Genomic DNA, 21,657 nt, shown 5'->3' on the forward strand with positions numbered 1-21,657 from the left:
CATGCAATCAGGTGGCGGCTATCACCGCACGGTCTTTCTCGTCGTGACGCGCACCGCGTGGCTGGCCCTGAGCGCGGTCCTGCTCGCCGCGTCGGCGTTCGCCTGGTCCACTGTGTCCACCATCTCGACCGGCGTCGAGCGGTCCTACGCGATCCCGGACGACGCGCCCCGGTCGGAGTCCGGCCGCAACATCCTCATCATGGGCCTGACCACGAGGCTGGACCTGCACGGCGAACCGCTGCCCGACGACGTGCTGCGGCGCATGCAGGCGGGCGAGAGCGACCGCGGCGGGTACAACGCGAACACGCTGATCCTGTTGCACATCCCCGCTTCCGGGCCCGCGGTGGCTATGTCCGTGCCGCGCGACAACCTCGTGCCGCTGACCTCGGGCGGCGAGGGCAAGATCAAGGAGGCCTACGGCCGGGCCAAGATCGTCGAGGAGGACCGCCTGCGCGAGGCCGGGACGCACGACAAGCGGGAGCTGGAACGCGCCGGGCGTGAGGCGGGACGCAGGGCCCAGGTGCGGACGGTGTCGGCGTTCCTGAACCAGCCGATCGACCACCTCGTGGAGATCTCGCTGATCGGGTTCTTCCACATCGCCGAGGGGCTCGGCGGCGTGGACGTGTGCCTGCGCAACGCGACGAAGGACCCGTTGTCCGGCGCGGACTTCCCGGCCGGGCCGCAGCACCTCGACGCGGGCCAGGCGCTGTCGTTCGTGCGGCAGCGGCACGGCCTGCCGAACGGCGACCTGGACCGCACGCGACGGCAACAGGCGTTCCTGTCGGCCGTGACGAAGAGGCTCACAGGAGCGGACGTCACCGCGGTGCAGGCGATGATCGACATGGCGAAGCAGGACGTCGTGCTGGACGCGCGGTTCGACCTGATCGAGTTCGCCCGCGACGTTCCCGCGGAGGTGCGGTTCGACACGCTGCCGATCGAGGGCGGCGCGCACCTGGGCGGGCTCGACGTGAACAAGGTGGACCAGGCCAAGGTGCGGGCGAAGGTGACCGAACTGGCCACCGCCCCACCGCCCCCGCCGCCGAACGGAGGCATTCCGTGCGTCGACTAGGCGCGTCTTTCGGTGACCCAGGTGGCGATCTGCGCGCGTGAGGTGAACCCGAGCTTCTGCAGGATCCGCTCGACGTGTCCCTCCGCGGTCCGGCGCGCGATCACCAGCCTGGCCGCGATCTCCTTGTTCGACTTGCCGTCGGCGATGAGGTCGGCGACCTGCTGCTCGCGGCGGGTCAGCGGGGTGAGGGCAACGACCGGGGCCGGTTCCTCGGCCTGCTCCTCACCGATGGCGAACGCGATGGCGTCCTCCAGCTGGAGGTCCATGCCCTTGCGGAACATCTCCCGGAACTCGTGCTCGCCGAGCGCGGAGACCGTCGCCGACTCGCACTCGCCGTGCGGGGCGCCGAAGTAGCGCGACCCGAACATGGGATAGCCCACCGACTGCCAGATCTCGTTGGTGGCGCCCAGCAGCGTGGCCGCGCGCACCGCGTCGCCCTGCGAGGCGGAGATCCAGGCCAGCACCTCTATCGCGAGCACGATGCCCAGCAGGTCGTGGAACGAGCGCTTCATCCGCAGGCACTCCCGGCCGAGCCGATCGGCGCGCACGAGGTCACCGCTGACCCACGCGCACAGGGCCAGCCCGTAGACCGCGTACGCCTGCGCCCACAGTTCGCCGTGTTCCTCGCCGACGGCCCTGGCCTCGACGCAGAGCCGTTCCGCGGCGGCGAAGTCGTGCTGGAACGTCGCGGAGATCGCGAGCTCGATGCCGGCGAGCATGGTGTGGCTGTTGACCGTGCCCTGGCCCTGGTAGAGGCGCATGGCCTCCTCGAACAGGCTGTCCGCGAGGTGCAGGTCGTCGCCGATCAGGTGCGTGCAGCCGAGGCGGTGGGTCGCGTAGGCGAGCGCGGGCCCGTCACCGGACGCGACCGCGTACTCGCGGCATTCGTCCAGCATCCGCGTCGACGCGGGCAGATCTCCCTGCAGCGTCGACACATAACCGTTGACCCACAACGCCTTGGCCCGCAAGGGGCCCGGTTTCGCGCTCGCCACGGCGCGGTCGAGCCAGTGGCGGCCCTCGCCGAGCATGCCGCAGCCCGCCCAGTAGAACCACAGCGTGCTGGCCAGATGAACGCAGTGGTCGGTGTCGTGGTCGAAGCAGAAGTCCAGGGCGGACCGCAGATTCGCGTGTTCCAGGCGGGTCAGCGAGAAGATCTGCGGCTGGCCGGGCCCGAACCACTCCTTCTCGCGCCGCTCGGCCCACTCGATGAAGTGGTCGCGGTGCCGTTCCCGCATCACCTGCTCGCGGCCGGCGTCGCGCAGCTTCTCCAGGCCGTACTGGCGCAACGGCTCCAGCAGCCGGAACCGGGTTCCGGACGGCTGCTGCTCCGACACCAGGACCGACTTGTCGACCAGGCCCATCAGCGAGTGCATGACCTGCTCGGGCGCGACGCCGTCACCGGAGCAGACCCGTTCGGCCGCCTCCAGGTCGAACGTGCCGGAGAACACCGACGCCCGCGCCCACAGGATCTGCTCGGGCCGCGTGCACAGGTGGAAGCTCCAGTCGACGGCGGCGTGCAGCGTCTGGTGGCGCGGATCGCCGCCGCGCTTGCCCTCCACGAGCACCCGGAACGTGTTGTCCAATCTGGACGACAGGTGGTCGAGGCTGAGCACGCGCAGGCGCACCGCGGCCAGTTCGATGGCCAACGGGATTCCACCGAGCAGGGTGCAGATCTGGCTGACCTGGGCGTGGTTGCGCGCGGTGAGGACGAATCCGGGTTCGACGGCCGCGGCCCGTTCGGCGAAAAGCGCCAGCGCCGGGTCCTGGGGCAGCGGCGCGACCTGCCAGAGGTGTTCGCCGTCGACGCCGAGACGTTCCCTGCTGGTGACGAGCACGCGCAGACTCGAGACCCCGCGCAGCAACGCGTCCACGAGGTCGGCGGTCGCCCCGACGACGTGCTCGCAGTTGTCCAGGATCATCAGCATCTGCCGGCCGTGCAGGTGTTCCATCAGAACGGTGCGGTGCATGCGGACCGTGTCGTTGTGCACGCCCAGTTGTTCCAGAACCGTGTGCACGACCAGTTCCGGGTCGGTGACGCCGCCCAGTTCGACGAACCACACCCCGTCGCGGAACGCCCTGCTCGTCTCGGCGGCAGCGCGCAGCGCCAGCCGCGTCTTGCCGACACCACCGACACCCGTAAGGGTGACGAGGCGCGACTCGGACAGCAGCCTTCTCACCTCGGCGACATCGCGCTTGCGGCCGACGAAAGTAGTTGTGTCAGCAGGCAAATTGCCTCTGCGACCTGGGGAAAGCGAACCGCCCACAGCGGCACCCTAGGTCGGTGCGATCTCCCGCTGCAACGCGGTCCCCCGGAGGTACCAACGGCGAAACACGGGTAGTTACCCCCTAGGGCCCATGCGGTGACCCCCACCAGTCTTGAAGGCTTGGGACGTGCCTGTGGGAGGGACGGGATCGTGGCCGGTGACAGCCTCGGGGTGGACGTCCGGGAGCAGAACGGCGTGCTCGTCGTCCGGCTCAGCGGGCAACTCGACTGGACGACGTACATGCGCGCGCAGGACGTGCTGCTCGACTGCGCGACCAAGGAACTCGTCGGCGTGGTGGTGGAACTGGACGATCTCGTCGCCGAGTCGCCCGCGCTGCTCGTGCTGTTCGACGTCGTGTGGCTGTCCGCGGCGCGGTGGCCGGGCATCTCGCTGAGCCTCGTCGTGAGCGATCACCGGCTGCGGTCGACACTGGAGTCACGCGGTCTCCCCCGGCACATCCCGATGCACCTGACGACGGCGGACGCGCTGGCGACGGTGGTGCGGCTCAAGCACGAGGACCGGGTGGACGCGCAACTGCCGACGTGCCGCTGCCTGCCGCACGTGGCCGAGCGGATCACCGAACGCGCCTGCGAACGGTGGGGCGTCCAGTCGTTGCTCGACGTGGCGCCGCAGGTGGCCATGGAGCTCGTGTCGCACATCGAGGACGACAGCCCTCTCACGCTGCTGCTGCGCATGCGCGGCGACAAGATGTCCGTTGCCGTGCGCACGACCGCACGCTTCGACCTCAAGCAGTGGCACGTCATGCGGCACAACGTCGCGTCCATCGCCGTCTGCAACTTCACCATGGGCGAAACGCCTGCCGGTGGCGGCCGGCACGTCATCTGGGCGTTGCTCGACGTGCCGGAGGACAGCCAGCGGCCTCCGAGCCATCTCCCGGAGGCCGCCGTCTTCACCCACCAGGTTTAGTTCTTCCGGGTCGTTCTAGCGCGTGCACCTGTCGGCGTTCATCGCGGCGATGCTCGTCCGGTAGGCCCTGACGAACTGACGATTCGCCACCGTGTCTGGCGGTGAGGTCACGCATTGGTGCAACCAGCAACGATGCCGGCCACACGTCACTCGGGCCAGGGGGTCGAGGCCGAGCTCCTCAGCCAGGTCTTCGGCGTTCAGAACCGCCGTCAGCGTCGTGTCCCCCACCTCGGAGGAGGTCACGAGCCGCAGATGCGCGCGTCGCCTCATGATGCACAGAATGCTCTCGCCAACCAGAGCAGGTATACCCGGATTTATACCTGCTCAATCACTTCTTCCGCCGGATTCCATTCGGCGCGGGCCCCCTTCTCAGCAGGTGTCGTGCGCCCTACGCTCGGATTTCAACGGCGGCGCAGAGGTGTACTCCATGGCGGATCCTGCGTACTTCCCTCCCCCACACTCCAGCCGCATCGGCACGAGCGATGTCGAACAGCTGGAGTCGCAGACCCGTTCGCTGCGTTCGGTCGACTACCAGTACGGCGGAGGGGCCTGCCGGGACGCCGTCGTCGTGCGGATCTATTGGGCGCAACAGCTTCTGGCCGCCGAAGCCTCGGACACCGTGCGGGCGCGCCTGTTGTCCGCCGTCGCGGACCTGCACAACCTGGCAGGGTGGACGTCGTTCGACTGCGGCCAGGTCGGAGCGGCGTACCACCATTTCGACCGTGCGCTGGATTTGGCGCGTCACGACGAAGACCTGACGACCAACATCGTTTACCGGCGTGGACGCGTACATCTGCATCACGGCGCACCGGGCGATGCGCTGGCTTACTTCCAGAGGGGCGCCTTCGCGCCGTTGGCGTCGAGCATCATGTATTTGAACGAAGCGTGGGCATACGCGCGCCAAACCCGTTCCGCCGAGGCGTTGCGCGCGCTGGGCAAGGCAAAGGACTCGTTCGCGGCCGCGGACCTGACGCACACGCCGGACTGGGCGCGGTTCCACGACGAGACGGACCTGAGCGCGATGACCGGCACGATCCACGCCGAGCTCGGCGACACCCGGCTGGCGATTCCGGCGTTGACGTCGGCGATCGAGGGGTTCGGGCCGGCGATGGCGCGCAGCAGGACGTTCTGCCTGATCACGCTGGCCTCGTGCCACTTCCTCGAGGGCGACCTCGACGAGGGGCGGGCCGTGGGGACGCGGGCGGTGAACGCGGCGGAGGAGCTGCGGTCGGAGCGGGTGTGGGACCGGTTGCGGCCGATGGTGCAGACGGCGGCCACGCGCGGAGTCTCCCTGCGGTGACGGCGCCGCGCCGACGTCGCCAGGTTGATCTTTGCAGAACCCGAACATTGGGCGGACCGTGCTCTGATCGTGAGCAGTCATCGTTCTGCCATGAACATTTCGCGAATCAGTGGGCTCGTGCTGGGGATGCTGCTGCTGGGCGCGGGTACCGCGTCGGCGCAGGAACCGATCACGATCAGCCCCGAGAAGGTGCAGCAGATCTGCTCGAACCGCGTGCCTCGCGTCGAGGCCAAGGTCAAGGCGCTGACCGACAAGATCAACGGCAGTCCGGAGACCCTGGGCTCGAAGAAGTGGATCGAGCAGAAGGCCGCCGACGCCCGCAAGGCCGGCAACACGGCCCGCGCGGACGTCCTCGACGCGCGGCTGAAGCTGCGGGACGCGCAGCTCGTGAAGCTGGCGAAGGCCGGCGAGCGCGTCGCCAAGTTCAAGTCCGAGCACTGCGGGTCCAAGTGAGGTGGGTCGCCGCCGCCGTTCTGCTGCTGACGCTGACGGCGTGCCGGGGTGAGGCACCGGTGTCGGACCTCGATGATGTGGAATCAACGCTGAACAGCATCGAGTCGGACATCAACCAGCCGGGGTGAACGCGTGGATCGTGGCCTGGTGCTCGTCGTGGAGGACGAGCCGGCGATCGCCGAACTCGTCGCGTTGTACCTCAGGCGCGACGGCTTCGGCGTGCACCTGGAGTCCTCGGGGGACGCGGCACTGGCCGCGGTCCGGTCGCTGTCACCCGTGGCGGTCGTCCTGGACGTCGGCCTGCCCGTGCTCAACGGCATCGAGGTCTGCCGGGCCATGCGGGCCGCCGGTGACTGGACGCCGGTGCTGTTCGTGACGGCCCGCGACGACGAGGTGGACCGCTTGCTCGGGTTGGAACTGGGCGCCGACGACTACATCACCAAGCCGTTCAGCCCACGCGAACTGGCACTGCGCGTGCGCACGGTCCTGCGCCGCTCGTCCGGTCCCGTGTCGGACGTTCTGCAGGTGGGTTCCGTACGGCTCGATGTGGGCGAACGGCGAGCGTTCGCCGGTGCTGACGAGGTGTCGTTGACCTCGACGGAGTTCGGGCTGCTTTCGTACCTGATGAAGAACCCACGTCAGGTGTTCTCGCGCGAGCAGCTGCTCTCCGCCGTGTGGGGCTACTCCTCCGTAGCCGGCACACGAACCGTCGACGTCCACATAGCCCAGCTACGTGCCAAGTTCGGCGCTCTGAGTCCAATTCGGACAGTGCGCGGCGTCGGCTACTCGGCGGACGCGTCGTGAACCTCGCCGGCCGGATCGCGTTGCTGTGCCTGGGCGTCGCGTTCGTCGCCGTGACCGTCGCCGGCTTCGTGTCGCTCCGCCTGGTGCTCTCGACCTCGCAACAGGTGAGCCGCGAGTTCCTGCGCTCCCAGGCCGACGTCGTGGCGGGCCAGATCTCGAACAACCGCGTGGAACAGATCCTGGAGGGCCAGGACATCGCGATCGTCCGGATCACCGCCTCCGGCGACGTCACCGGCGCCGACCGCGCGGCAGTCCGCGCGGTCCGTGCCGTCGACTACCGCGCGGTGCTGTCAGGTTCTCCTGTGTCCGGGGTGAGCGGCCGTCTGAACGTGGAAGCCCGTCCGTCGGGGGCGGGCGGCTTCGCCCTGGTCCAGGAGACCGAGACCACCGGCACCTACCGCAAACTGGTCCGCAACATCCTCGGCGCCCTGGGCATAGGCCTGGCCGTCGCCTGCCTGGCGGGCCTCGCCCTGGGCACGTTCCTGGCCCGCCCGCTACGCCGAGTCGCCTCCGTGGCCCACGCGATGAGCACGGGCCGCCGAGACCTCCGAGTCCCGGTGGCCGGCACCCACGAACTGGCCGAGGTGAGCACGGCGGTGAACACCCTCGCGGATGCGTTGCAACGCAGCGAATCCCGCCAACGCGACTTCCTGCTCTCCGTCTCCCACGAACTCCGCACCCCTCTCACCGCCGTGACGGGCTTCGCGGAATCCCTGGCGGACGGCGTCGTCTCCGGCGCACAGGTCGCCCCCGTGGGCACCGTGATCCTGGAAGAGTCCCGCCGCCTCGACCGCCTGGTCACCGACCTGCTCGACCTGGCCCGCCTGGGCGCCGACGACTTCCGCCTGGACATGGCAACCGTGTCCCTGGAACCCGTCGTACGCACGGCAGCCGAGGTGTGGCACGCCCGCTGCCACGCTCGCGGCGTGAACTTCTCGCTTGAGGTGACGTCCTCACCGGTGGTGCAGGCCGACGCACGGCGCCTGCGCCAGGTCATCGACGGCCTGATGGAGAACGCCCTGCGCGTCACCCCTGCCGGCCGTCCCGTCGTGCTCGCGTTGTCGTCCGTGCTGGAGGTGCGGGACGGCGGCCCCGGGCTGGCCGCCGAGGACTACCCCGTGGCGTTCGACCGCGGGGTGCTGCACGCGCGGTACCAGGACTCTCGGCCCGTTGGGACCGGTGTGGGGCTCGCGTTGGTGCACGGGCTGGTGACGCGGATGGGTGGGACGATCACGGCTGGGCCCGCTGCGGAGGGAGGGGCGGCGTTCACCGTGACGCTGCTGTCAGCAGAGTGACTCTCTTGGCGATGGTGGCCGACTGCGACTAAGTCGTAGCCGGCCACGTTCATGCCACTCTCCGCGAAGACGGAAGCTCGGCTAGCTGATCTTCGCGCGGTGTTTCAAGAACAACTCGTGCCGCAGGTGATCGTCCTGTCCCACAAACCCCTTGAACGTTCCCAGCCGGTACGCCGTCGCACTGGAGCCGTTGCGGACCTCAACTGCGAAGTCCCTGCTGAGAGCGCTGATCGCACGCTCCAGCTCGTAGGACTCCAAAGACCTGCCGACGGCCTTCTCAAGCTGCCGCTGGGTCATGAACTCACCGCTGTCACGCAGCACGCGGTAGATCGGATCCTGATCAGCGTTGACGTCCCGTTCGTGCCGCTTGCCCGTCTTCTTCAGCGCCCGGCGAATGGAAGTGCCGATCGCCTGCGCGACCGGAGGCGGGAACGCATTGCCAATTTGACGGTACCGAGAGGTCTTACGACCTTCGAAGATCCACTTGTCGCTGTCCTGCCAGCCCTGAATGCGGGCCACCATCTCGCACGTGAGCTTGGGCCCCACCTTGAACACATCACCAGGTGCCGGTGGTTCATCGGCGACGCCCATCGCGTCGACGCCGAGCTCGGCCCACGCGCGCTTTGCCCTGGTCGGCCCGAGATCTGCCCCGCCGTGCTTCTTCGAACCGCCGACGATGGTCGGGCCGATGCCGTTCGCGAGACGCGCCCAGTCGTCCGCACCTTCCCAGCCTCGCGATGCCATCAGGTCTTTCAGCACCGCCCCGACTGCCGGCGTCGAACTCTGAGCCTTCGGCCAAGCGAAGTAAGGGGCGTACTGGTCCTGCAGAGCGACGAGCACGAATCTCGGCCTGAGCTGCGGCACCCCGAATTCGGAGGCGTGCAGCAACCGCCATTCGGCGACGTAACCCATCTGGCCAAGGCGATCGAGCACGTGCTGCCGGTAGCCAGCGAACCGGGGCATGCTCAAACCTCTGACGTTCTCCAGCATCAACGCTTGCGGCCTGACCACCTCGCACAGCTCGACCGCCCACGCGAAGAGGTCGCGCTCGTCGTTCGCGCCGAGCTGCTTGCCCGCGATGCTGAACGGCGGGCACGGCACGCCACCAGCGAGCAGCGGAACTCCGAGGTGTTCCATCGGGTTCCACACGTTGAGGTCCGCGACGTCACCGGTGGCCACCTCGGCGTGCGGAAGATTCCGCCGCAGCGTGGCCGAGGCGTTCACATCGAGCTCAACGGCGAGCCGATGCTTGAAGCCCGCTTTCTCAAGACCCAGCGCCTGGCCTCCGGCGCCGGCGCAGATCTCTACGACTTCGAGGTTCTGCACAGGAACTCCTCCCCAGCGCGAGCAAGATCAGGCGATTGACGTGGTGCAGTATCGTCCATCGGTGTTCAGCGTTCCGCAGCGGCTACGGCCACGGGTGGCCTCAGATGTCTGATAAGAGCAGGGCGGAAGCCCGGCAGCGCGCCCATGAGGCCGGGCTCTATCCAGCGCCCCTCAACGAAGGCCGCTCCCGCAACATGAGCGCGAACCGGCGTTCCGGGACGAAGCCCGAGGTCGCACTGCGCAGCGCCCTGTTCAGGCTCGGCTACCGCTACCGCAAGGACCACCTGCTCCGGCTCGACGGCGGGATGCGAGTGAAACCTGACATCGTCTTCACCGCACGCAAAGTCGCGATCTTCGTTGACGGCTGCTTCTGGCACGTCTGTCCCGAGCACGGCCGGCAGCCCACCACCAACGAGTGGTACTGGACTCCCAAACTCCGCCGGAACATGGAACGCGACGAGTCCGTGAACACGGCGCTGAACGCCGCAGGCTGGCGTGTCTTGCGTTTCTGGGAACACGAGCAGGTGCCGGATGCTGTCGGCACTGTCGTGGCCACCCTGGAGCAGACCGAACATAAGTTCGACCCTACCTCCGAGGTCTGACACTTTTCGCGTAACCAGCCGCAGACACGCGAGTTCTAGCGGTCGCTCTGCTTTCGCGGGACGACCGGCGCCTCGCACACACCATCCGCGGCGGTCGCGATCACCCAGCGCCGTCCTTCGATCTCCGCGGATGGCCTTGAGTCACCTTCAGGTGCTGGCACCACTCGTGCCGCGACCACCTCGCCCTTGTGAGGTACCGGGAGCCCGAGATCGCGCGCCACTGCTGGGTCGTTGTCCTGGTGCCCCAGCACCAGAATCCCTTCAGGACGCAGATAAGTCCTAGCGCCCCCGTAGCCTCGCACGCGCTTCATGAAGTCGTCCTGTTGTGCAACTGTGGCAATCACAGTGCGGCCGACCAGCACTCCCTGCAACTCCCGGAACAACTGGTTGACTCGCGCCTGCCCGTGCTGACTCCCTCTCTTCGCGGTCGCGTTGAAAATGCGACCGCGAGATGCGTCGTCCAAGTGCAGCAACAGATTCTCCCTCAGCACACCGCGCGCCTGCCACAACGGGACCACGGCCGCCTTGCCCGCTGGATTCAGCTTCCTCTTGTTGTCCCTGTTCGCAGCTGAGAGCTGATTCCCGTCAACCCTGACGAGTCCCGCCGACCACGCGCTTTCCGCATCGCTGGCCCACACGACCAGGCAAACGTGATTCCATGCCTCAGGCGGGAGCATCCACTCTCCCCAGGCCTTCGAGAACTTGCAATCGACCTGGACGCCGGCGATCCGGTAGTCGGTCTGGTCACCATCATCGAAGCCGAACTCACGATGCAGGTTGATTTCCACCAACGTGCCCATGTGAGTCTTCTCGGTCTTGTGCAACTGATCGTAGTTCCATCGGCCGGTCCTCTGGCCGTCGTACAACTGGTCGTAGGTCGCCCGGAGGACGCCGGCGAACCTCTGCCCATCCGGATCGAGCTTGTACAGCTCCGACCTCACGAGCTCAAGTTCGGCATCTGAACCAACAGGAGTGTCGATCACGGTCTAGTCCCCAACGCCTCGGGTCACGATCTTGAGTGAACACAACTACCACTCGGCTGCTCGTCCACGGGATCAGTTGAGCAAATCGGCCCTCACAACACTCTTGGCCTCCTCCGGCAGGCGCCGGTAGGCGTTCCACGCGCGTTCCAGCGCCGTCGAACCACGCCTGCCGCGATTCATCCAGCGCAGCAACCGCGCACGATCGGCTTGGTCGAGCCCCTTGATCGCCGCAAGAACGTCATCAACCTCGACCGGTGCGCCATCAAAGCCGGCCCGGCACCGCTTGCACTCAGTCGTCAGCAGGATCTCCTGCTCACCATCAGGCAGGATCACCTCCAGCCTCGTCACCGAGAGCACAGCGGCCTGGTTCGAGTCGTCCAAGTATTCCTCGCCACCAGAAATACCGCAGCTCGTGCACATGTAGCTGTCGCGCGCCATGACCGCCTTCTTTTCTTTGGCGGAAACAGCCTTCTGCGGCGCGGCCGCCCGGCGTGCAACTGGATCCCACACCGGGACCCCGGCCTTCACGAACCGCTGGTCTTGTGCGGTGAGAGTGGCGTCCTCGGTGTTCGTGAGGATCACCCAGCCGAAAGCGCGCAGGTCACGAATGCGACGGTCAGCCTGAGACACGCCGGGAAAAACTTCCCGGAGCTGCGCCTTGGTGAACCGGTTTCCCTCACCGACCTGCTGCAACAGCCACAAAGCACCCTTGACCATGACGCCTGCTTCCAGCGCCGGATCGTTCCACTCAGGGATCGCCAACTCCACTCCGTTCTCAATGTCGATTCACCGATTGTGGATCAACAAGCGCAACATTGTCAGTGGTTCCTGCGATGATCCGGGCAGAGCAAGATCGGACAGTCCAGCTGGAGGCCACTGCATGTCCCGCAAGTTCGGCGTTCCACCGCAAGGCGACCACATCCGTTCCATCGTGGAGGAGCGGCTTGAGCAGGCGCTCCGGGAGAAGGGCGCCAAGATCACCGTGGATTGGCGTGGGGAGCAGAAGCACCTCGACGTCATCTCCATGCCGGTGGAGTTGCTGTACTTCAACCCGGACACTCACCGGATCAGGGCCCAGCGCACGCTCGACCCTGCGAAGGACAAGGCGCTCGACGAGAACCCCTGGAGCGACGAAAGTCAGGACTACCTCCGCCACCTGCTCACGCGCAGGCCGTCCAACCCGTCTCAGCTCGATCCCGACTACACCGCGCTGATGGACGAGCTGGACGACTTCCAGCAAAAAGAGCCAGGGATCATCACCCAGGAAGGCATCCTGGTCGACGGCAACACACGCCGGGCTGCGTTGCTGGAGCTCGGCGTCAAGGACATCAGGGTCGGTGTCCTGCCTGCGGACACCTCCCGCAACGACGTCAACCGGGTGGAACTCGCCCTGCAGCTGCGCCGCGACAAGCGTCGCGAGTACTCGTACATCAACAGGCTGATGGCGATCGAAGAGCAGCTCACAGAAGGCAGGCGTGAGGACGACGTCGCTCGCGAGTTCAACATCAAGATCACGACGCTTCGCAAAGACAGGTGGGTCTACGAGCTCATCAGCGACGCGATCGAGAGGAGCGCGACGGACGGCGGCGTGGCGCTGAGGCTGGTCGACTTCGAAGATCACCAGGAAAAGCTCCGCGAGCTTCACCGCGACTACGAGAAGCTGGCTGCGACGGACCCGGACGCGGCATCGCAGCTCAAAGAATCCCGCCTGGCGATGGTCGTGCTCAACTACCCGAAGACCACCCTGCGCCTGGCTGAAGCCGACTTCCACAACCGGTACCTGGACGCACGGCTTCCCGATGACCTCAAGCCGGTGGTTCAGGAACCCGCCAGCGTGAGCATCCCGGGACTGCCGGGCATCACCGTCCCCGATGCCACGAGCCAGACGAAGACCACGCGTGAGCTGACCAACACGCTGCTTCGAGCGAAAGCCATCGCTCAAGCAGGCGACAAGGTCTCCGCCGGTGAGGTGTCACGGGCGGACCAGCTGATGAAATCCGCGCGCGGTGTCTTCGACAAGGCGGTGGATCTCGCTGGGCAGAACGCGAGGTTGCTGAAGCGGCAGGTGGCAGTGTCAGAGCGCCTCACCGACGCCGCGGACTACGTCAACCAGTGCGTCGCCGAGTTCGCCGAGGCAAGAGCCAAGCATGCCCTGGACGAGGACTCGTTCGACGACGCGTTGCTGACTCTGCGCGCAAGCCTGGCAAGCCTCGCCAAGCACGCGGGCCGCACGTTCACCGCTCCAGGCGACGGTGTGGCGTGGTTGCTCGAAGCGTCCAAGGAGCAGTGATGACGGGGAGCGCCGGGCCGAGCCTCGTGATCGGGTTCGGTGACGACGTGACAACGGCGCGTCTCCGTGCCGGCGACGGACACGAGCCGGACTTGCGCCGGCTCGCTCTGCGTCTGCGCAGCGGCGTGCAGCGTTCGGCGAGCACGATGGACGTCGCCATCGACGACCTGCTCACGAACCTCGTCGCGCTCTCCACCTGGCCTGAGCCGGCGAGTGTCTCCTGGGATCCGCAACTCGCCGCTCTGGCGACGGACTCCGCAGTGGACGCGCAGACGGTCGAAGCCCGGCTGGCTTCGGACACGCCGTCCGCGGCGGAGGTGTCCGTTGACGACATAGACGTGCTTACCGGCGCGGAATGGATCGGCGACCTGACGGCGTTTCAGCGCAGAGACATCGCAAAGCTGCTGTCTCTGCGCCACGGGGCCAACTTTTCCGTCCCTGGCGCTGGCAAGACCCGTGTCGCCCTTGCCGTGTTCCAAGCTCTGCGTCAGACCAAGCGAATCGAGCGCATCCTCATCGTCGGGCCGAAGTCCTGCTACGAGGCTTGGCAGGAGGAGAACAAGATTTGCTTCGCCACACCTTTGCGCACCGATGTGTTCTCCCGAGAGGCTGACCCATCCTCAGAGGCGCTCATCGTCAACTACGAACGGCTCGCGCCCGCTGTCGACGAGCTCGGCCAGTGGCTCACCGCCCGGCCGTCAATGCTGGTGCTGGACGAGGCCCACAGGATGAAGCTTGGCGCCGACGGCACCTACGGCTCGGCGTGTCTCGCGCTCGGGCCCCGAGCACGTCATCGGCTCATCCTGACCGGTACGCCCGCGCCGAACGGAGTCAAGGACCTCGAGAACCTCTTCGGATTCGTCTGGCCCGGCCACGGCAGGCAGAAGGTGATTCAAGCGGTGGCGGGTGGCGACCTGCCGAAGGCAAGCAAGGTGCTGCGGCCGTTGTTCGCCCGCACGACCAAATCAGATCTCGGGCTCACCCCACCGGAGACGAAGATGGTCCCGGTTCCAATGCCGCCGCTGCATCGGGAGGTGTACGAGGCGCTTTGTGGCCGGTTCTCGGCGCGGGCGAACGGCGCGGAAGGAGACTTCGCCGCGTTGGGCAAGATTGTCGTGTACATGCTGATGGCCGCGACCAGTCCCGCGCTGCTCTCAGTCGGCACGACTCGGCACGAACCTCTTGCGTATCAGGTGCCGCCCCTCGCCGTCCCACCTGATACCCCGCTGTTCAGGCTGATGCAGGATCTGCCTGCCTACGAGTTGTCGCCCAAGTACCAGGAGACTCTGGCGATCGTTGCGAAAAACGCCGCCGCTGGACGGAAGACGCTCGTCTGGTCCACGTTCATCCGGAGCCTCAACACGCTTCAACGTCTGCTGAGCACGTTCAATCCCGCGATGGTGCACGGTGGCACAGAAGACCGCGAAGACCAGATCACCCGGTTCCGCAACGACCCGGACTGCATGGTTCTGCTGTCCAACCCGGCCACTCTCGGCGAGGGGATCAGCTTGCACCACCATTGTCACGACGCCGTGTACGTGGACCGCGACTTCGCAGCAGGTCGTTTTCTTCAAAGCCTCGACCGCATCCACAGGCTAGGGCTCCCACCCGAGACGGAAACCAGGATCACGGTTCTGGTGACCGAGTCCAGCATCGACGAGATCGTCGCTGCGCGTCTTGGAGACAAGCTGGAGTTCATGGGCCGGATACTCGACGACCCGGCAGTCCACGAGCTCGCCGATCTCGACGAGGAGCCCTCGGTGGGTGGCGGGCTCGACCAGCGGGACATCCGGGCGTTGCTGGGACATCTCCGTGGCCATTCCGTCTGACCGAATCCTGCGCGCGGCCGTTCGCTGGCTGGAGTTGCTCCCGCATTCCTCCCCAGCGCGCTGCCGCGCGCTCTTCACAACCCACACCGACTACAGCGACATCACCCCGACGCAGTACGAACTGGCGTACGTCTGGCTGAGGGAAGCCGGGTTGCTGAGAGACCCGGAGCGCTCTCGCTCCGTTGAGCTCAGGGTCTTCTCCGCGGCGATGAGCAGCAGTCCCGCCGCGTGGTTCGCCGACGCCGACATCTTGGTCAGGGAACCGTCCGAATTGCCAGCAGACGCACTCCGGGTCGCCGATCTTCTCGGGTTCTCCGCAGAGGAAGCGCACGGCGAGATCGTCGCGATGTGGGGGAAGGTGGATCTTGAACGCCGCCAGCAAGTTGGTGCCGCTGGTGAGCTCGCGCTCGTCAAGCTCTTGGCCAAGTACGTTCCAGCCCGCGTAGACCACGTCGCCGCAGTGTCGGACGGACATGGCTACGACATCGCTGTCCACACGGCCCCGCTTGCCACGCACCTCGAAGTGAAATCAACGCTGCGCCGGGGGCGTCTCACCATTCACCTGTCGCGGCACGAGTTTGAGACGATGCGGCGGGACGCGCAGTGGCTTCTCGTAGCTGTCCGCCTGACTTCTGAACTGGTTCCAGCCGCGATCGCCACCGTTCCGAGCGACTGGATCTCCGCCAACGTCCCGGTGGACCACACCATCTCGGGGCGGTGGGAGGCGTGTCGGCTCGAGGCACCACCAGAAGTCTTGCAACCCGGTATTCCCGCGCTTGCGGGCATACCGGCAGACAACTGTTCCGCCTTGCTGACCGGCGAGATCCGCTGGCCAGGATGACCTACTGCGGCCTAAGGGGAGCAGATGCGGCCTACTTCGCCTGCGGCAGTCTGACCTTCTTCTTCGAGCCCGGCGAGGACGGCGGCGGCACCACGGGCCCGATGTCCCCGTCCGGAGCCTCGTCCAGGTCCACGATCACCGGCGCGTGGTCACTCGGCCCGGTGCCCTTGCGGGCGTGCCGGTCGATCCAGGCGGCCTTGGCCCGCGGCGCGACGGAGCTGGACGCGAGGATCAGGTCGATCCGCATCCCGAGGTCGCGGTGGAACATGCCGGCCCGGTAGTCCCAGTAGCTGAAGATGCGCTCCGTGGGCCAGCGGTCGCGCACGACGTCGTGGAACCCCAACGCTTCGATGGCCTGCAAGGCGGCGCGTTCGGGTTCGGTGACGTGGGTCTGGCCGATGTAGGCCTCGGGGTCGAACAGGTCGGCGTCGGTCGGCGCGATGTTGATGTCGCCGCACACCAGGGCGTCGGCAGGGCCGGCTTCCAGCACGTCGCGCAGTGCGGCCAGCCATTCGAGCTTGTACTTGTAGTGGTCCGACTCGGGCTCACGGCCGTTCGGCACGTACAGCGAGTGGACGCGCACGCCGCCGCAGGTCGCGGCTACGGCGCGGGCCTCGATGTGCGGGAAGCCCGGTGCGCCGGCTACGCCTACTGCTACGTCTTCCAGGCCCACGCGGGAGAGCAGGGCCACGCCGTTCCACTGGGGTTCGCCGAACAGCGCTACCTCGTAGCCGCGTTCCTTCAGGGCGTCACCGAGCAGCGCGGTGAAGGCGTCGTCGGCCAGCTTGGTCTCCTGCAGGCACACGACGTCCGGCTGTCGCTGGTCGAGCCACGGCAGCAGGCGGGGCACGCGTTGCTTGACGGAGTTCACGTTCCAGGTCGCCACTCGCACGCGCTCCACGGTAGTCACAGCGGCTAGAGCCCGCATCGAGCTAGACGCGCACAGGTGAACGCAAACCGCGTGCGGCCACCCACGCGACGATGGGCAGCGCTACGAGAGACAACAGTCCCCACTGGAGGTTCCACACGCCCGCAACGGCACCGACCACCGGCGATCCCAAGCCGCCGATGCTGACCGCGAGTCCCAGCGTGACACCGCTGGCGGTGCCGAGACGGTTGGGCAGGTAGTCCTGGCCGAGGGTGACGTGCAGCGAGAACGGCACGTACAACGCCACGGCCGTGAGCGCCACCATCACGTAAACCAGTGGCCCTGGCACCAACACGACGCCCGCGACGGCAGGCACCGCGGCCGCATAGGACACCCGCAGCACCCGGACGCGCCCGAACCGTCCGGCCAGCACGCCGCCGAGCAACGTGCTGGCGGCGCCGGCCCCGAACAGCACGACCAGCGCCGCCGCACCGGCCGCCGGACCACCGCCGACCCGATCCGACACCCAGATCGCGAGGAACGTGCCGAGCCCGAACGTCACCATCGACCGTGCCACGATCACCACGGTCAGCCTGCTGAACTGCCCCCAGTCGTCACGGCCGACCGCCACCGGGACCGCAGCCGAAGCACCGTGCACGCCACGCAACGCAGCGAACGTCAACACGCCTCCCACCAGCGCGGGAACGGCGAGCAACGGGCTCCACGCGAGCCCGCCGAACGCCAGCACCGGCGTGACGAGCACCGGTCCCAGTGCGAACCCGACGTTGCCGCCCACCGCGAACCAGCTCATGCCGACGTGGCTGTCCTGCGCGACGCGACGGGCGAGGCGAGCGGCTTCGGGGTGGTACGCGGCGACGCCGAGACCGGACAACGCGATCGCGAGCCACGTGAGGACGTACGAGTCGCTCAGCCCGGACAACCCGATGCCCACACCCGCGAGCGTCATGCCCAGGGGAACCAGCCACGGCATGGGACGCCGGTCGGTCAGTACCCCGAACAACGGCTGCACGACCGACGACAGCAGCGTCGCGGCGACCGTGATGCCGGCCGCCGCGAGGTAGCTGTAGCCGCGTTCGAGCACGAAGAAGGGCACGACGGCCGGCACGGCGCCCTGGTAGAGGTCGTCCACCGCGTGACCGGCGACCAGGACCGACATCCGCCACCGAGAGTTGTTCACGCGCCGATCGTGGCCCCGGTCGAGACGTTCGCGATTCCGATATTCTGCCGATGTATGTCGAATTCTCGCCATCTCCCGGCGGCGCCGACCACGAGCCGCGACCTGGCCGCCGCCAGTGGTGTCAGCGCGCACTGGCACGACGAACACCAGATCGTCTACGCCAGCCGCGGCGTCGTGGCCGTGCACACCGAGACGTCGAGATGGATCGCACCCGCGCACCGTGCGTTGTGGATCCCGTCCGGCGCCGTGCACTCGCACCGCGCGTACGGCGTCACACGGCTGCACTTGCTCGGACTCACGCAGAATCCGCTGAAACTCCACGAGCCGACCGCTCTCGCCGTCTCACCACTGCTGAGAGAACTGCTGATCACCTACACAGAGCTCGCAGACCGAGAAACCCCTGCGAGCAAACGAATGCGCTCGGTGCTGCTCGACCAACTAGCCACCGCGTCCGAACAACCAGTACGCGTCCCCGCCGCCCACGACCCCAGGCTCGCGGCGGTCTGCGCGACGCTCGAGACCGACCCCTCGGACGCACGCGGTCTCGAAGCGCTAGGACGGGAGGCCGGCGCGAGCGGCAGGACGCTGACCAGGCTGTTCCGCGACGAGATGGGCATGACCTTCCCCCAGTGGCGCACGCAACTGCGGCTCTACCACGCCCTGCGCCTGCTCGCCGAGGGCCAGCCCGTCACCGCGGTGGCCCTGCAGTGCGGATTCGCCACCGCGAGCGCGTTCATCGACGTCTTCCGCCGCTCGCTCGGCCACACCCCCGGTTCGTACCTCTAAAGAACGTTGAACACCTCCTCCGCGCGGTCCCGCTTCACGAACATCTGCCACGCGGTCTCGGCGATGTCGTCCGGGTCGAGCGTGTGCGCGGTCAGTCCTCCGAACTGCTCGGGCCTGGACTCGACCAGCTTGTGGATGTCACCCCGTTCGACGACGCCGCCGATGGTGAGCGTGCCCGCGTAGACGCCCTTGCCGGCCAGCGCCGCGTTGAGCGTCACCGCGTAGTTCCGCAGCGCGGCCGACGACAGCGCGAGAGCGCCGAGCGCCGGCATCGGCAGCACCGAGCTCAGCCCACCGGCGAACAGCAGCCCGCCTCCGCGCTCGACCACACCCGGCAGCACGTGCTGCGTGACGTCGATCGCCGGGTAGAGCCAGTCCATCGCGGCGCGCGCCTCGTCGGACGTGGTCGTCGTGATCTCACCGGGCATCTCGTTCAGGTCGGTGGCACCCGGCCCGTAGTAGACGACGTCGGCCGGCCCGATCGAGTCCAAAGTGGACGACAGCTGCGCGCGGTCACGCACGTCGGCCGCGAACGCCCGTGCCTTCATCCCCGCCTCGGCAAGCGAGGCCAGGTAGCTCTCGTGTCGCTGGGCGCCGCGCGACACCAGCACGACGTCGTAGCCCTCACGCCCGAACCGATGCGCGATGGACATGCCGAGCCCGGGACCGACCCCGAGCACAACCGCGGTGGGAGACATGGGTTTCGTCCTTCCGAACGCTAATTCGAGGCCACCCTCGACTTACCGGACCGAAGCTACCACAAAACTTGAGGGCACCCTCGACTTAGCTCCCGCGTAGGATCCGCGCATGGTCACCGCGTCGAGGCCCCTGCGTGCGGACGCGGCACGCAACAGGGAGAAGCTGCTGGCAGCGGCCACAGCGCTGTTCGCGGAACGCGGCCTCGACGTGCCGATGGAACACATCGCCCGCCACGCGGAAGTCAGCATCGGCACGCTCTACAAGAACTTCCCGACCCGCGAGGAACTGGTGTCGGCGATCTTCCCGGAGCGCCTCGCCGCCCTCGACGTCATCGGCGACAAGGCCATGGCCGACCCGGACCCGTGGCACGCGTTCGTCGTCTACCTCGACGACCTCTACGCCCTGCAGGCCGAGGACCGCGGCCTCAACGACATCCTGGCCCGCGACCTCCCGAACGCCCCGGAAGTCGTCTCTGCCTGTCACCGCGGGGCAGGCCACGCGGAGATCCTGATCACGCGCGCCATCGCGGGCGGCGGCCTGCGCCCTGATTACTCGATCACGGACATGGCCACGCTGACCAGGGCCATGGCCCAGGTGATCCGCGATTCTCCCGGCGAGTGGCGCCGCTTCCTGTCGATCTACGTCGAGGGCCTGCGGGCGCCGTAGATTTTGTGGGGAAGGTGGGGCTCGAACCCACGACCTGACGGATTATGAGTCCGCTGCTCTGACCAACTGAGCTACTTCCCCCCGCTCACGCTGCGTCGTGGAGGATACCGATCACGCCGAACGGGCCTTGCGCACCCCCGTGGCGAGCGACACATAGGCTGGACACGTGCGTTTGACCCTCCGCGACTTCACCCCGGCGGACGAGCCAGAGGTGCTGGCGCTGTTCGCCGACTGCGACGACTGGTTCCAGGCTGCCACGGGCCACCCTTCCGGACCCGGTGATGTGCAAAGTCTCTTCTACGCGTTGCCCGAAGGTGCCGCGTTCGAGCAAAAACATCTGCTGGTCGCGCAGGCCCAGGACATGATCGGGTTCGTGGACCTCGTGGTGGACCACCCGGCGCCCGGCCACGCCGACATCAGGTTCTTCCTGGTGCCGAAGGACCTGCGCAGGTGGGGTATCGGGCGAGAGATGGCGAAAGCACTGTCCGAGCGCTTTCCGGAAGTCACGCGCGTGCACGTGCGGCTCGACGACTTCAAGCCCGGCAACGAGTTCCTGAAGGCGATGGGCTTCGTGCTCAACGGTCAGCGGGCGGTGCTGGAGCTCGCGCCCAGGTCCGACGGCCGGTAGCCGCGCGGGTAGCCCGGATAGGTGCGGTTGGGGGTGCTCGTGAGCTTCAGGGCCTTCCGGACCGGCATCCGGCGCACCACGAAAGCCCTCAGGCGCAGCGCCCAAAGCCCCGCGGCGCCGACCCACGAAGGTGGCGCGGTGAAGCCGAACGCGCGCACCATCGCCGGGTCGAGCATGGCGACCACGGCCCGTGCGACCACTGGGCGCGCCACGGACGGGTACCACGAGCAGAACAGGTCGAGCGTGTACTGGCCGATGCGGCGGTTCGACGGCGCGAACACGAAGTGCTTCTGCTCGTAGGCCGTCTTGAACGCCAGGAACTCGTCGTAGCCGGCCGGGATGTCCCGGATGCCCATGCGGGCGCCGACCGCGCGGTAGAAGTGGAAGCCCGCCAGGCGTTCGTTGTGCGTCAGCGGGCGCCAGCCGTAGCGCTGAAGCCAGTCGATCGGGTCGTAGATGAACGTCGCGAGCACGTAGCGCATGTCGTCGTTCGAGATGTCGTAACGGCCGTGCTGGCGGTTGACCACGCGCAGCGCCTCACGTCCGCGCGGGGAGTCGTAGCCGTGTTCCACGAGCTCGGCCATCAGGATCGCGGTGTCGTCGTAGCGCTTCTGCGGCCGCCGTTCGAACTCGCCGGTGCGTTCCAGCAGGCCCGAGATCGTCGGGACGCAGTACGTGCGGAACAGCGCCATCTCCAGGGACTTCTGGTAGTCCCACGGGAACTCCAGGCCGGCGGAGATCCTCATGATCTCCTCGTGGTCCACGACCGGGTCCAGTGAGGAGATGCGACGGAGATTCGCGAAGCGGGACATGCACCCAAGCTGACCGA

At 67.4% G+C, this 21,657-nt stretch carries 23 protein-coding genes and 1 tRNA gene; 14 read left to right on the plus strand and 10 right to left on the minus strand.

The window, feature by feature from the left end:
- Position 1: 1 nt before the first annotated feature.
- Positions 2 to 1,069 (plus strand): LCP family protein, encoded by a 1,068-nt coding sequence (locus tag BM417_RS27335; RefSeq protein ID WP_093600346.1) that lies wholly within the window; start codon positions 2 to 4, stop codon positions 1,067 to 1,069.
- On the opposite strand, the gene BM417_RS27340 is transcribed toward BM417_RS27335, so the two are convergent.
- A complete protein-coding gene (locus BM417_RS27340; RefSeq protein ID WP_177320620.1) occupies positions 1,066 to 3,246 on the minus strand; it encodes an ATP-binding protein in 2,181 nt (726 codons plus the stop codon). The genes BM417_RS27335 and BM417_RS27340 overlap by 4 nt on opposite strands.
- Positions 3,247 to 3,483: 237 nt before the next feature.
- On the opposite strand from BM417_RS27340, the gene BM417_RS27345 reads away from it, so the two are divergent.
- Positions 3,484 to 4,260, plus strand: coding sequence for an STAS domain-containing protein (locus tag BM417_RS27345; RefSeq protein WP_093600352.1), 777 nt, complete (start codon positions 3,484 to 3,486; stop codon positions 4,258 to 4,260).
- A 15-nt stretch (positions 4,261 to 4,275) separates the two neighbouring features.
- On the opposite strand, the gene BM417_RS27350 is transcribed toward BM417_RS27345, so the two are convergent.
- Entirely contained in the window at positions 4,276 to 4,530 is a 255-nt protein-coding gene (locus BM417_RS27350; protein WP_093600355.1) for a hypothetical protein, read from the minus strand.
- Positions 4,531 to 4,687: 157 nt separating this feature from the next.
- On the opposite strand from BM417_RS27350, the gene BM417_RS47975 reads away from it, so the two are divergent.
- From BM417_RS47975 to BM417_RS27370, 5 genes are all read left to right on the plus strand, one after another.
- Positions 4,688 to 5,560 carry a MalT transcriptional regulator family protein gene (locus BM417_RS47975; protein WP_177320621.1) on the plus strand — a complete coding sequence of 291 codons (873 nt, stop codon included), beginning with the start codon at positions 4,688 to 4,690 and terminating at the stop codon, positions 5,558 to 5,560.
- A gap of 90 nt (positions 5,561 to 5,650) precedes the next feature.
- Positions 5,651 to 6,013 carry a hypothetical protein gene (locus BM417_RS27360; protein WP_143138817.1) on the plus strand — a complete coding sequence of 121 codons (363 nt, stop codon included), beginning with the start codon at positions 5,651 to 5,653 and terminating at the stop codon, positions 6,011 to 6,013.
- Entirely contained in the window at positions 6,010 to 6,141 is a 132-nt protein-coding gene (locus BM417_RS49915) for a hypothetical protein (RefSeq protein ID WP_281251355.1), read from the plus strand. Before BM417_RS27360 ends, BM417_RS49915 begins: the two co-directional genes overlap by 4 nt.
- 4 nt (positions 6,142 to 6,145) lie before the next feature.
- Positions 6,146 to 6,817, plus strand: coding sequence for a response regulator transcription factor (locus BM417_RS27365; protein WP_245822193.1), 672 nt, complete (start codon positions 6,146 to 6,148; stop codon positions 6,815 to 6,817).
- Complete coding sequence (locus BM417_RS27370; protein ID WP_093600361.1) at positions 6,814 to 8,112, plus strand: HAMP domain-containing sensor histidine kinase; 1,299 nt, start codon at positions 6,814 to 6,816, stop codon at positions 8,110 to 8,112. The genes BM417_RS27365 and BM417_RS27370 overlap by 4 nt, the downstream gene beginning before the upstream one ends.
- Before the next feature lie 81 nt (positions 8,113 to 8,193).
- Here BM417_RS27370 and BM417_RS27375 read toward each other — a convergent pair whose 3' ends face one another.
- Positions 8,194 to 9,438, minus strand: a complete 1,245-nt coding sequence (locus BM417_RS27375) for a DNA cytosine methyltransferase (protein ID WP_093600364.1) — start codon at positions 9,436 to 9,438, stop codon at positions 8,194 to 8,196.
- 104 nt (positions 9,439 to 9,542) lie between these two features.
- On the opposite strand from BM417_RS27375, the gene BM417_RS27380 reads away from it, so the two are divergent.
- Positions 9,543 to 10,040 carry a very short patch repair endonuclease gene (locus BM417_RS27380; protein ID WP_093600367.1) on the plus strand — a complete coding sequence of 166 codons (498 nt, stop codon included), beginning with the start codon at positions 9,543 to 9,545 and terminating at the stop codon, positions 10,038 to 10,040.
- Between the two features lie 35 nt (positions 10,041 to 10,075).
- Here BM417_RS27380 and BM417_RS27385 read toward each other — a convergent pair whose 3' ends face one another.
- Complete coding sequence (locus tag BM417_RS27385; RefSeq protein ID WP_093600370.1) at positions 10,076 to 11,023, minus strand: NaeI family type II restriction endonuclease; 948 nt, start codon at positions 11,021 to 11,023, stop codon at positions 10,076 to 10,078.
- A 72-nt stretch (positions 11,024 to 11,095) separates the two neighbouring features.
- On the minus strand, positions 11,096 to 11,785 hold the full coding sequence (locus tag BM417_RS27390) for a hypothetical protein (RefSeq protein WP_218164571.1): 690 nt from the start codon (positions 11,783 to 11,785) through the stop codon (positions 11,096 to 11,098).
- A 118-nt stretch (positions 11,786 to 11,903) separates the two neighbouring features.
- On the opposite strand from BM417_RS27390, the gene BM417_RS27395 reads away from it, so the two are divergent.
- The 3 genes from BM417_RS27395 to BM417_RS27405 are packed head-to-tail and all read left to right on the plus strand — an operon-like array spanning position 11,904 to position 15,983.
- Positions 11,904 to 13,313: a hypothetical protein gene (locus tag BM417_RS27395; protein WP_093600373.1), complete on the plus strand. Its 1,410-nt coding sequence runs from the start codon at positions 11,904 to 11,906 to the stop codon at positions 13,311 to 13,313.
- Positions 13,313 to 15,142, plus strand: coding sequence for a DEAD/DEAH box helicase (locus BM417_RS27400; RefSeq protein ID WP_093600376.1), 1,830 nt, complete (start codon positions 13,313 to 13,315; stop codon positions 15,140 to 15,142). Before BM417_RS27395 ends, BM417_RS27400 begins: the two co-directional genes overlap by 1 nt.
- Positions 15,126 to 15,983, plus strand: coding sequence for a DUF3883 domain-containing protein (locus BM417_RS27405; RefSeq protein ID WP_093600379.1), 858 nt, complete (start codon positions 15,126 to 15,128; stop codon positions 15,981 to 15,983). Before BM417_RS27400 ends, BM417_RS27405 begins: the two co-directional genes overlap by 17 nt.
- A 31-nt stretch (positions 15,984 to 16,014) precedes the next feature.
- Here BM417_RS27405 and BM417_RS27410 read toward each other — a convergent pair whose 3' ends face one another.
- Positions 16,015 to 16,884, minus strand: a complete 870-nt coding sequence (locus BM417_RS27410) for an exodeoxyribonuclease III (RefSeq protein ID WP_245822194.1) — start codon at positions 16,882 to 16,884, stop codon at positions 16,015 to 16,017.
- 31 nt (positions 16,885 to 16,915) lie between these two features.
- Entirely contained in the window at positions 16,916 to 18,028 is a 1,113-nt protein-coding gene (locus BM417_RS27415; protein ID WP_093600385.1) for an MFS transporter, read from the minus strand.
- Between the two features lie 75 nt (positions 18,029 to 18,103).
- Between BM417_RS27415 and BM417_RS27420 the strand changes: the two genes are divergently transcribed.
- Positions 18,104 to 18,835, plus strand: a complete 732-nt coding sequence (locus BM417_RS27420; RefSeq protein ID WP_093600388.1) for an AraC family transcriptional regulator — start codon at positions 18,104 to 18,106, stop codon at positions 18,833 to 18,835.
- Here BM417_RS27420 and BM417_RS27425 read toward each other — a convergent pair.
- The gene (locus tag BM417_RS27425; protein WP_093600391.1) at positions 18,832 to 19,533 is read right to left on the minus strand and encodes an SDR family NAD(P)-dependent oxidoreductase; all 702 of its coding nucleotides are present in this window, start codon (positions 19,531 to 19,533) and stop codon (positions 18,832 to 18,834) included. The two genes, BM417_RS27420 and BM417_RS27425, sit on opposite strands and share 4 nt — an antisense overlap.
- Positions 19,534 to 19,642: 109 nt before the next feature.
- Here BM417_RS27425 and BM417_RS27430 point away from each other — a divergent pair, with 109 nt between their 5' ends.
- Complete coding sequence (locus BM417_RS27430) at positions 19,643 to 20,200, plus strand: TetR/AcrR family transcriptional regulator (protein ID WP_093600394.1); 558 nt, start codon at positions 19,643 to 19,645, stop codon at positions 20,198 to 20,200.
- Between the two features lie 6 nt (positions 20,201 to 20,206).
- Here BM417_RS27430 and BM417_RS27435 read toward each other — a convergent pair.
- Positions 20,207 to 20,281 (minus strand) — tRNA-Ile (locus BM417_RS27435).
- A gap of 85 nt (positions 20,282 to 20,366) precedes the next feature.
- Here BM417_RS27435 and BM417_RS27440 point away from each other — a divergent pair.
- Positions 20,367 to 20,828, plus strand: a complete 462-nt coding sequence (locus tag BM417_RS27440; protein ID WP_093600397.1) for a GNAT family N-acetyltransferase — start codon at positions 20,367 to 20,369, stop codon at positions 20,826 to 20,828.
- Here the strand turns inward: BM417_RS27440 and BM417_RS27445 are convergent.
- Positions 20,783 to 21,640 carry an oxygenase MpaB family protein gene (locus BM417_RS27445; protein ID WP_093600400.1) on the minus strand — a complete coding sequence of 286 codons (858 nt, stop codon included), beginning with the start codon at positions 21,638 to 21,640 and terminating at the stop codon, positions 20,783 to 20,785. The two genes, BM417_RS27440 and BM417_RS27445, sit on opposite strands and share 46 nt — an antisense overlap.
- Positions 21,641 to 21,657 lie beyond the last annotated feature (17 nt).

This window comes from Lentzea waywayandensis (assembly GCF_900115955.1).
Classification (GTDB): Bacteria; Actinomycetota; Actinomycetes; order Mycobacteriales; family Pseudonocardiaceae; genus Lentzea; species Lentzea waywayandensis.